At 69.6% G+C, this 10,162-nt stretch carries 9 protein-coding genes; all 9 read left to right on the forward strand.

Annotated features, from left to right (window positions below):
• Nucleotides 1-749, forward strand: a 749-nt coding sequence (locus L995_RS07360) for an ABC transporter permease (protein ID WP_047470616.1), incomplete at its 5' end; no start/stop codon positions are given.
• Complete coding sequence (locus tag L995_RS07365) at nucleotides 749-1,528, forward strand: ABC transporter ATP-binding protein (RefSeq protein WP_012202086.1); 780 nt, start codon at nucleotides 749-751, stop codon at nucleotides 1,526-1,528. The genes L995_RS07360 and L995_RS07365, both read left to right, overlap by 1 nt.
• Before the next feature lie 26 nt (nucleotides 1,529-1,554).
• Nucleotides 1,555-2,325, forward strand: a complete 771-nt coding sequence (gene hutC, locus L995_RS07370) for a histidine utilization repressor (RefSeq protein ID WP_026062963.1) — start codon at nucleotides 1,555-1,557, stop codon at nucleotides 2,323-2,325.
• A gap of 113 nt (nucleotides 2,326-2,438) precedes the next feature.
• Complete coding sequence (gene hutH / locus L995_RS07375; RefSeq protein ID WP_047470618.1) at nucleotides 2,439-4,010, forward strand: histidine ammonia-lyase; 1,572 nt, start codon at nucleotides 2,439-2,441, stop codon at nucleotides 4,008-4,010.
• Nucleotides 4,011-4,049: 39 nt separating this feature from the next.
• Nucleotides 4,050-5,783 (forward strand): urocanate hydratase, encoded by a 1,734-nt coding sequence (gene hutU, locus L995_RS07380; RefSeq protein WP_012202089.1) that lies wholly within the window; start codon nucleotides 4,050-4,052, stop codon nucleotides 5,781-5,783.
• Between the two features lie 23 nt (nucleotides 5,784-5,806).
• Nucleotides 5,807-6,367, forward strand: a complete 561-nt coding sequence (locus L995_RS07385; protein ID WP_047470627.1) for a HutD/Ves family protein — start codon at nucleotides 5,807-5,809, stop codon at nucleotides 6,365-6,367.
• A 28-nt stretch (nucleotides 6,368-6,395) separates the two neighbouring features.
• Nucleotides 6,396-7,703 carry an imidazolonepropionase gene (gene hutI, locus L995_RS07390; protein WP_047470621.1) on the forward strand — a complete coding sequence of 436 codons (1,308 nt, stop codon included), beginning with the start codon at nucleotides 6,396-6,398 and terminating at the stop codon, nucleotides 7,701-7,703.
• Nucleotides 7,704-7,714: 11 nt separating this feature from the next.
• Nucleotides 7,715-9,103: an FAD-binding oxidoreductase gene (locus L995_RS07395; RefSeq protein ID WP_047470623.1), complete on the forward strand. Its 1,389-nt coding sequence runs from the start codon at nucleotides 7,715-7,717 to the stop codon at nucleotides 9,101-9,103.
• On the forward strand, nucleotides 9,100-10,162 hold a 1,063-nt coding region (locus L995_RS07400), incomplete at its 3' end, for a histidinol-phosphate transaminase (protein WP_047470625.1). The genes L995_RS07395 and L995_RS07400, both read left to right, overlap by 4 nt.

The following is a 10,162-nucleotide window of genomic DNA, read 5'->3' on the forward strand; positions in this document are numbered from 1 at the left end:
CCACGGCCAAGTGGGTGCTGGGTGTGGCCTTCTTCGTGCTGTTCTTTCTCGTCTGGGCGGCTGTGACGCTGGGCGGCTTCGTCTCCCCGACCTTCCTGGCCAGCCCCATGACCATGGCGCGCGAGGGCGTGCTGCTGTTCACCGAGTACGGCTTCCTGCACGACATCGGCATGACGGTCTGGCGCGTGATGGGCGGCTTCATCCTGGCCTCGGTCGTGGCCGTGCCCCTGGGCATCGCCATGGGCGCCTGGAAGCCGGTCGAGGCCTTCTTCGAGCCCTTCGTGTCGTTCTGCCGCTACCTGCCGGCCTCGGCCTTCATCCCGCTGCTGATCCTGTGGGCCGGCGTGGGCGAGACGCAGAAGCTGCTGGTCATCTTCATCGGCTCGGTGTTCCAGATCACGCTGATGGTGGCCGTCACCGTGGGCGGCGCACGCAAGGACCTGGTGGAGGCCGCCTACACGCTGGGCGCCTCCAACACCGGCGTGGTGCGCCGCGTGCTGATCCCGGGCGCCGCGCCCGGCATTGCCGAGACGCTGCGCCTGGTGCTGGGCTGGGCCTGGACCTATGTGATCGTGGCCGAGCTGATCGGCTCGTCCTCGGGCATCGGCCACATGATCACCGACAGCCAGGCGCTGCTGAACACGGGCCAGATCATCTTCGGCATCATCGTGATCGGCCTCATCGGCCTGGTGTCCGATTTCATCTTCAAATCGCTGAACCGTCGCATGTTCGAGTGGAGCACCCTGTGATGAATCTGCTGTCCATTCAAGGTGTTTCGCGCACCTTCACCAGCCACAAGGGCACGAGCACGCAGGCCTTGCTGCCTGTGGATTTCGAGGTCCGCGAGAACGACTTCGTCACCATCCTCGGCCCTTCGGGCTGCGGCAAGTCCACCATGCTGCGCATTGCGGCGGGGCTGGATTTCCCGACCACGGGCCAGGTGCTGCTGGACGGCCGCGCCGTGGACGGGCCGGGCGCCGACCGCGGCATGGTGTTCCAGAGCTACACGCTGTTCCCGTGGCTGACGGTGGCCCAGAACATCCGCTTCGGCCTGCGCGAGAAGGGCGTGAGCGAGGCGCTGCAAAAGGAGCGCAGCGACTACTTCATCGCCAAGGTGGGGCTGCGCGGCTTCGAGAACCACTTTCCCAAGCAGCTGTCGGGCGGCATGCAGCAGCGCACGGCCATTGCGCGCGCGCTGGCCAACGATCCCAAGATCCTGCTCATGGACGAGCCCTTCGGCGCACTCGACAACCAGACCCGCGTGCTCATGCAGGAGCTGCTGCTGGGAATCTGGGAGGCCGAGCGCAAGACCGTGATGTTCGTCACCCACGACATCGACGAGGCCATCTTCATGGCCAACCGCGTGGCCGTGTTCAGCGCGCGGCCGGGCCGCATCAAGGCCGACATTCCCGTGAACCTGCCGCATCCGCGCCACTACACGGTCAAGACATCGCCCGAGTTCATGGAGCTGAAAGCCCGGCTGACCGAAGAGATTCGCGCAGAGTCGCTGGCTGCTGCTGCACACTGACGCTTTTCATGACCACTGCCCACACCATGTCTTCCCGCTCCACGGCTTCTCGTCTTTCCGCAACGACGGCGGAGGTGCCCATGGCCCTGTACCAGCAGGTCAAGGACCATGTGATGCGCAAGATCGCCGATGGCTCGCTGTCGGCCGGCGAGCGCGTGCCGTCCGAGCAGGAGCTGGTGCAGGAGTTCGGCGTGGCCCGCATGACGGCCAACCGCGCGCTGCGCGAGCTGGCCGAGCAGGGCGTGATCGTGCGGGTGGCGGGCGTGGGCTCGTTCGTGGCCGAGGAAAAGCCGCAGTCCACGCTGCTGCGCATCGCCAACATCGCCGAGGAAATCCGCCAGCGCGGCCATGACCACCGCTTCGAGCTGATCAGCGTGCGCCGCGAGTCGGCCTCGCCCGAGGCGGCGGCTTCGCTGCAGCTGTCCGCCGGCAGCTCGGTGTTCCACCTGCAGGGCGTGCATTTCGAGAACGACGTGCCCGTGCAGCTGGAAGACCGCCATGTGAACCCGCGCATGGCGCCGGACTTCATGGAGCAGGACTTCTCGCTGATCCAGCCTTCGGTGTACCTGGTGCGCAACGTGCCCTTCGACCAGATCGAGCATGTGGTGGACGCCATGCTGCCCACGCCCGAGCAGGCGCGCTGGCTGCAGATGGAGACCGACCAGCCCTGCCTGACGCTGACGCGCCGCACCTGGTACCTGGGCACGCCCGTGACCTGGGTGCACTGCGTGCATCCGGGCATGCGCTACCGGCTGGGCAGCCGCTTTCGCACCGACGGCGGATCGCACGACGGCTGAGGCCGGAAAGGCGGGGTTCCCGCTCTTGCGCTGTTCCGCTTCGATTGATATTGTATAGACAGGCATAGACATCCATCCTGGCACATCCTTCCAGACACCGACAGGGCATCACCATGAACACCATCACGACTCCCGGCCTCACCTCCCGTCCCGGCACCGCGCTGACGCTGCAGCCCGGCCAGGTCAGCCTGGCCCAGCTGCGGGCCATCCAGCAGGGCGGCGTGCGCCTGTCCATGGCGGCGCCCGCCTACGAGCGCATGCGCGCCGCCCAGGCCCATGTGCAGCACATCGTGGATGAGGACCAGGTCGTCTATGGCATCAACACCGGCTTCGGCAAGCTGGCCTCCACCAAGATCGCCCATGACCGCCTGGCAGAGCTGCAGCGCAACCTGGTGCTGTCGCACAGCGTGGGCACGGGCGATCCGCTGCCTGACGCCGTGGTGCGCCTGGTGCTGGCCACCAAGGCCGTGAGCCTGGCGCGAGGCCACTCGGGCGTGCGCCCCGAGCTGGTCGATGCGCTGCTGGCCCTGGCCAACGCCGACGTGTTGCCCGTGATCCCTGCCAAGGGCTCGGTGGGCGCCTCCGGCGACCTGGCGCCGCTGTCGCACCTGGCCTGCGTGCTGATCGGCGAAGGCCAGGCCAAGATCGATGGACAGGTGGTGTCCGGCGCCGAGGCCATGCGCCACGTGGGCCTGGAGCCCTTCGTGCTCGGCCCCAAGGAAGGGCTGGCCCTGCTCAACGGCACCCAGGTATCCACGGCCCTGGCCCTGGTGGGCCTGTTCCAGGGCGAGAGCGTGTTTGCCGCCGGCCTGGTGGCGGGCTGCCTGACGCTGGAGGCCATCAAGGGCTCGGTCAAGCCGTTTGACGCCCGCATCCATGAGGCGCGCGGCCAGCTTGGCCAGATCGCCGTGGCCGCCGCCGTGCGCGAGCTGCTGGACGGCAGCGCCATCGACACCTCCCACCCCCATTGCGGCCGCGTGCAGGACCCGTACTCCATCCGCTGCGTGCCCCAGGTCATGGGCGCCTGCCTGGACAACCTCAGCCATGCGGCCCGCGTGCTGGTGATCGAGGCCAATGCCGCCTCGGACAACCCGCTGGTCTTCGACAACGGCGACGTGATCTCGGGCGGCAACTTCCACGCCGAGCCCGTGGCCTTCGCGGCCGACATCATCGCCCTGGCCCTGGCCGAGATCGGCGCCATCTCCGAGCGCCGCATGGCCCTGCTGCTGGACACCGGCCTGTCGGGCCTGCCGGCCTTCCTGATCGCCGACAGCGGCGTGAACTCGGGCTTCATGATCGCCCAGGTCACGGCCGCCGCCCTGGCTGCCGAGAACCAGTGCCTGGCCCATCCCAGCAGCGTCACCAGCCTGCCCACCTCGGCCAACCAGGAAGACCATGTCTCCATGGCCACCTACGGCGCGCGGCGCCTGGGCGAGATGGCGCGCAACACCGCCGTCATCGTGGGCGTGGAAGCCATGGCCGCCGCCCAGGGCATGGACTTCGACCGCAGCCTGAACAGCTCCGAGCTGATCGAGGCGCAGTACGCGCTGATCCGCAGCCAGGTTCCGCACCTGGACCGTGACCGCTACCTGGCACCCGACATCGAAACCATGCGCCAGTGGGCGCTTGCCACGGACTGGCCCCAGGCCATCGTCCGCCACCTGCCCAGCCACCAGGCTGCCTGAACCCTGCAACCGCTCACCCTACGCACCCAGGAGATCGCCATGAACGCCAACGACGCCATCCTCAACGCCAACGCTGCCACCGCTGCCACCAATCCCCGCTATGACGCCAGCCGCGTCATCCGCGCCCCGCGCGGCAGCGAACTGCACTGCAAGAACTGGCTGGCCGAGGCCGCCTACCGCATGCTGCAGAACAACCTGGACCCCGACGTGGCCGAGAACCCCAAGGCCCTGGTGGTCTACGGCGGCATCGGCCGCGCGGCGCGCAACTGGGAGTGCTATGACCAGATCCTGGAGTCGCTGAAAAAGCTGGAGGCCGACGAGTCGCTGCTGATCCAGTCGGGCAAGCCCGTGGGCGTGTTCAAGACGCACGAGAACGCACCGCGCGTGCTGCTGGCCAACTCCAACCTCGTTCCCCAGTGGGCGAATTGGGAGCACTTCAACGAGCTCGACCAGAAGGGCCTGTTCATGTACGGCCAGATGACGGCCGGCAGCTGGATCTACATCGGTGCCCAGGGCATCGTGCAGGGCACGTTCGAGACCTTCGTCGAGGCCGGTCGCCAGCACTACAACAACGACCTCACGGGCAAGTGGATCCTCACGGCGGGCCTGGGCGGCATGGGCGGTGCCCAGCCCCTGGCCGGCGTGCTGGCCGGCGCCTGCGTGCTGGCCATCGAATGCCAGCAAAGCAGCATCGACTTCCGCCTGCGCACGCGCTACCTGGACAAGCAGGCGCGCGACATCGACCACGCGCTGGAGCTCATCGCCCAGCACACGGCCGCGGGCGAGGCCATCTCCATCGGCCTGCTGGGCAATGCCGCCGAGATCCTGCCCGAGCTGGTGCGCCGCGCCCAGGCCGGCGGCGCCCGCCCCGACATCGTGACCGACCAAACCTCCGCCCATGACCTGATCAACGGCTACCTGCCCGTGGGCTGGACCGTGGACGAGTGGCGTGCCGCCGCGGCAGACCCGTCGCGCCATGCCCAGCTCAAGGCCGCCGCCGCCCAGGGCTGCGCCCAGCACGTGCAGGCCATGCTGGACTTCCAGGCCATGGGCATTCCCACGGTGGACTACGGCAACAACATCCGCCAGGTGGCCCTGGACCAGGGCGTGAAGAACGCCTTCGACTTCCCCGGCTTCGTGCCCGCCTACATCCGGCCGCTGTTCTGCGAAGGTAAGGGCCCGTTCCGCTGGGTGGCCCTGTCAGGCGACCCCGAGGACATCTACAAGACCGACGCCAAGATCAAGGAACTGTTCCCCGACAACAAGCACACCCACCGCTGGCTGGACATGGCGCGCGAGCGCATCAGCTTCCAGGGCCTGCCCGCGCGCATCTGCTGGCTGGGCCTGGGCGAGCGCCACAAGGCGGCCCTGGCCTTCAACGAGATGGTGAAGAACGGCGAACTCAAGGCCCCCATCGTGATCGGCCGCGACCACCTGGACTGCGGCTCGGTGGCCAGCCCCAACCGCGAGACCGAATCCATGAAGGACGGCACGGACGCCGTCAGCGACTGGCCGCTGCTCAACGCCCTGCTCAACACCGCAGGCGGCGCCACCTGGGTCAGCCTGCACCACGGCGGCGGCGTGGGCATGGGCTACTCCCAGCATGCGGGCGTGGTCATCGTGGCCGACGGTACGGACGAGGCCGCCGCCCGCCTGGGCCGCGTGCTCTGGAACGATCCGGCCACCGGCGTGATGCGCCATGCGGATGCGGGCTACGACATTGCCGTGGCTGCGGCCAAGCGCCATCAGCTGAACCTGCCCATGGTCAAGTGAGCCGCTTGCAGGACACCACGGCCATGCAGCATTTCGACCTGAACCAGATCGCCGCCAGCCCCTGGAAGAACGGGGGCGGCAGCACGCGCGAGATCGCCTGCTGGCCGCCCGGGGCGGGCATGGAGGCCTTTGGCTGGCGCATCAGCGTGGCCACCATTGACCAGCCCGGCCCGTTCTCGGCCTTTGCGGGCGTGGACCGGCAGATCATGCTGCTCGATGGCGACGGCGTGCACCTGCGCGGCGAAGGCATCGACCATGTGCTGGACGCGCGCTGGCAGCCGTTTGCCTTCTCCGGCGATGTGGCGCTGGGCTGCTCGCTGCTGGGCGGCACTTCCACCGACTTCAACGTGATGGCACGGCGCGGCCGGTGGCGGGCGCAGGTCCAGGTGCTGGACAGCGCTGCCGACGCCGGCCGCGCCGACGCCGGCCTGTGCATGGTGCTGCAGGGCAACTGGCAGGCGGATGGCGCTGCGCTCATCCCCGGCCAGGGCATGTGGTGGAGCGCGCAGCAGCCCGACCCGCAGCAGCTGGTGCCGCAGACCGACGACGCGCGGCTGGTGCAGGTGCTGCTGCAAGCCTGCTGACGAACCACGACATCCAAGGACTCACCCCATGACCGAGCCCCACGCACCCGCTTCTGCATCCGCTTCTGCACCTGCTTCCGCACTCGCTCCATCCTCCTCGGCCGACGGCTGCTGGCAGAACCTGCGCCTGGCGCCTGACATGTTCGAGGCCGGCCAGGCCGTGGATGACGGGGAGGATGCCTGCATCGTGGTGCAGCAGGGCCGCGTGGCCTGGGTGGGGCCGCAGCAGGCCCTGCCGCCCGCATATGCGTCCCTGCCGCGCCATGACGGCCAGGGCATGCTGGCCACGCCGGGCCTGGTCGATTGCCACACCCACCTGGTCTATGGCGGCGAGCGCGCCAACGAATTCGCCATGCGCCTGGACGGCGCCAGCTACGAGGAAGTGGCACGCGCCGGCGGCGGCATCGTCTCCAGCGTGCGTGCCACGCGCGAGGCCAGCGAGGACGAGCTGTTCGCCCAGGCCCTGCCGCGCCTGCAGCAGCTGCTGGACGAGGGCGTCTGCGCCATCGAGATCAAGTCGGGCTACGGCCTGGCGCTGGAGCACGAGCGCAAGCAGCTGCGCGTGGCCCGGCGCCTGGGCCAGGCCCTGGGCGTGACCGTGCGCACCACCTTCCTGGGCGCGCATGCGCTGCCGCCCGAGTACGCAGGGCGCAGCCAGGACTACATCGACCTGGTCGCCGGCACCATGCTGCCCGCGCTGGCGGCCGAGGGCCTGGTCGATGCGGTCGATGTGTTCTGCGAGCGCATCGCCTTCTCGCTGGCCGAGACCGAGCAGGTCTTCCAGGCCGCACGCCGCCTGGGCCTGCCCGTCAAGCTGCATGCCGAGCAGCTGTCGAACATGGAGGGGGCGGCCCTCGCGGCCCGCTATGGCGCGCTGTCCTGCGACCACATCGAGCACCTGTCCGAATCCGGCATTGCCGCCATGCGCGGCGCGGGTTCCGTGGCCGTGCTGCTGCCCGGCGCCTACTACACGCTGCGTGACACCCACATGCCGCCCATCGCGGGCCTGCGCGCCGCGGGCGTTCCCATGGCCGTCTCTACCGATCACAATCCGGGCACCTCCCCCTGCCTGAGCCTTTTGCTCATGGCCAACATGGCCTGCACCCTGTTCCGGCTCACCGTGCCCGAGGCCCTGGCGGGCATCACCCGCCATGCCGCGAGCGCCCTGGGCCTGCAGGACGAGCATGGCCTGATCGCGGCCGGCCGTCCCGCCCACTTCGTGCTCTGGCCCGTGCGCCATGCGGCCGAGCTGGCCTACTGGTTCGGCAGCAAGCCTGACTGCACCATCGTGCGACAGGGCCGCATCGTGCGGACCCGCGGGCAGGGGAGCCACTGAAAGCCTGTCCCATGCCCCATGCACTGTTTCTCGATGAATTGATTTCCACCCTGGGCGCCGAAGTGGCGCAGCGCGGCGACGATGTGCCCGAGCGCTACCACACCGACTGGAGCGGCACGCCGCCCCAGCGCCCGCTGGCCCTGGTGCGCCCGCGCAGCACCGACGAGGTCAGCGCGCTCATGCGCCTGTGCACGGCCCACCGCGTGCCTGTCGTGCCCCAGGGCGGGCTCACGGGCCTGGCCGGTGCGGCCGTGCCCGTGGCGGGTGCCGTGGCCGTCTCCATGGAGCGCATGAATGCCATCGAGGACGTGAACGCGCGCACCGCGCTGATGACCGTGCAGGCCGGCGCCACGCTGCAGGCCGTGCAGGAGGCGGCCGTGGCCGCAGGCATGGTCTTCGGCGTGGACCTGGGCGCGCGCGGCAGCTGCCAGATCGGCGGCAACGTGGCCACCAATGCGGGCGGCAACGGCGTGCTGCAGCACGGCATGATGCGCGAGCAGGTGCTGGGCCTGGAGGTGGTGCTGGCCGACGGCACGGTGCTGCCCATGCTGCGCCCCATGCTCAAGAACAACACGGGCTACGACCTCAAGCAGTTCTTCATCGGCTCGGAGGGCACGCTGGGCATCGTCACGCGCGTGCTGCTGCGCCTGCGTCCCGCGCCACAGGCCCGCGCCACGGCCCTGGTGGCCGTGCCGGACTTCGATGCGGCGCTGTCCGTGCTCGCGCGCATGCAATCGCGCTTTGGCAACGGCGTGGCGGCCTTCGAGCTGATGTGGGACAGCTTCATCCAGGCCTCCATCCGCTGGCAGAAGCTGCAGCCGCCCTTTGGCCAGGCGCATGCGCTGCTGGCCCTGATCGATGTGGACGGCAAGGACGAGGCCACGCTGCGCGCCGACGTGGAAGAGGCCCTGGGCGAGGCCATGGAGGCCGGCGAGGTGGCCGATGCCGTCATCGCCCAGTCCGTGGCACAGGCGCGCCAGCTGTGGAAGCTGCGCGAGGCGCCGGCCGAGCTCAACACGAACATGCATCCGCCCGTCAACTTCGACGTCAGCCTGCCCCAGGCCAACATCGGCCGCTTCGCCGATGCCTGCCGCGCCGCATTCGACGCGCGCTGGCCCGGCCACCACACGCTGTTCTTCGGCCACGTGGGCGACGGCAACCTGCATGTCTCGGTGGACGGTGCCACCGCCAACGGCGACTGCGAAGGCGTCGAGGCCGCGCTGTACCACCTGGTCGGCGAGTTCGGCGGCAGCGTCTCGGCCGAGCACGGCATCGGCCTGCACAAGAAGCCCTATCTCGGCGCCAGCCGCACCCCGGCCGAACTGGCCGTCATGCGCGCCATCAAGCAGGCGCTGGACCCCCTGCATCTGTTCAACCCCGGCAAGGTATTCGACCTATGAACGCTCCCGCCCTCCACGCGATCCACACCCTGGCACGCCCCGAAGTGCCGCCGCTGCCGCCCTACAACGCAGGCCTGTCCTCCGAGGCCGTGCGGGCGCGCTACGGCGTCACCGAGATCGCGCGGCTGGCGAGCAACGAGAACCCCTTTGGCGCCAGCCCCGCCGTGGCCCGCGCCCTGGCCGACCTGGCCCTGCACGTGGGCACCTATCCCGATGCGCAATGCACGGCGCTGCGCGCGGCCATCGCGGCGCGCACCGGCGTGCCGGCCGAGGCCATTGCCGTGGGCAACGGCTCCGAGGACATCCTGCAGATGCTCTGCCAGGCGTTTCTCTCGCCCGGCGACCGCGTGCTCACCCAGCGCCCGGCCTTCGGCCTGCACGAGATCTACCCGCGCATGATGGGCGCCCGCGTCGAGCTGCTGGAGCTGACGCCCGCGCTGGGCTTCGATGTCGATGCCTGGTGCCAGGCGCTGGCGCGCGGCCCCAAGATCGCCATGCTGGCCAATCCCTCCAATCCCGTGGGCTGCATGTTCAGCGCCCGCGATTTCGCGCGCCTGCTGGACGCCACGCCGCCGCAGACCCTGCTGGTGGTGGACGAGGCCTACTACGAGTACGCCCTGCACGCAGAAGGCTACCCCGACGTGCTGGCCCTGCTGCGCGGCCGCGCCATGCCCTGGATCGTGCTGCGCACCTTCTCCAAGGCCTGGGGCCTGGCGGGCCTGCGCGTGGGCTACGGACTGGCCAGCGACGCGGCCCTGGTGCAACTGCTGGACCGCGTGCGCACGCCCTTCAACGTCAACCAGGCCGCCCAGGCGGCGGCGCTGGCGGCCTGGGGCGACGAGGACTTCATGCAGCGCGGCGTGGCCGAGACCGTGCGCCTGCGCGATGTGCTGGCGCAGCGGCTGGCCGCCCTGCCTGCACTGCCCGCACTTCGGATAGCGCCTTCGGCGGCCAACTTCCTGTTCATCGATATCGGCCGTCCCAACGGTCCCGTGAATGAGGCATTGCTGGCCCGGGGCCTGATCGTCAAGCCCTGGAAGGAGCCGGGCTTCGAGCACT

The organism is Delftia sp. ZNC0008 (assembly GCF_000799035.1).
In the GTDB taxonomy this organism is placed as follows: domain Bacteria; phylum Pseudomonadota; class Gammaproteobacteria; order Burkholderiales; family Burkholderiaceae_C; genus Comamonas; species Comamonas tsuruhatensis.

Excerpts from the sequence above, each read along its gene's own strand:
- hutU (WP_012202089.1), top strand. The coding sequence starts at position 4,050 with ATGAACGCCAACGACGCCATCCTCAACGCCAACGCTGCCACCGCTGCC.
- hutC (WP_026062963.1), top strand. The coding sequence starts at position 1,555 with ATGTCTTCCCGCTCCACGGCTTCTCGTCTTTCCGCAACGACGGCGGAG.
- L995_RS07385 (WP_047470627.1), top strand. The coding sequence starts at position 5,807 with ATGCAGCATTTCGACCTGAACCAGATCGCCGCCAGCCCCTGGAAGAAC.
- L995_RS07365 (WP_012202086.1), top strand. The coding sequence starts at position 749 with ATGAATCTGCTGTCCATTCAAGGTGTTTCGCGCACCTTCACCAGCCAC.
- hutI (WP_047470621.1), top strand. The coding sequence starts at position 6,396 with ATGACCGAGCCCCACGCACCCGCTTCTGCATCCGCTTCTGCACCTGCT.
- L995_RS07395 (WP_047470623.1), top strand. The coding sequence starts at position 7,715 with ATGCCCCATGCACTGTTTCTCGATGAATTGATTTCCACCCTGGGCGCC.
- hutH (WP_047470618.1), top strand. The coding sequence starts at position 2,439 with ATGAACACCATCACGACTCCCGGCCTCACCTCCCGTCCCGGCACCGCG.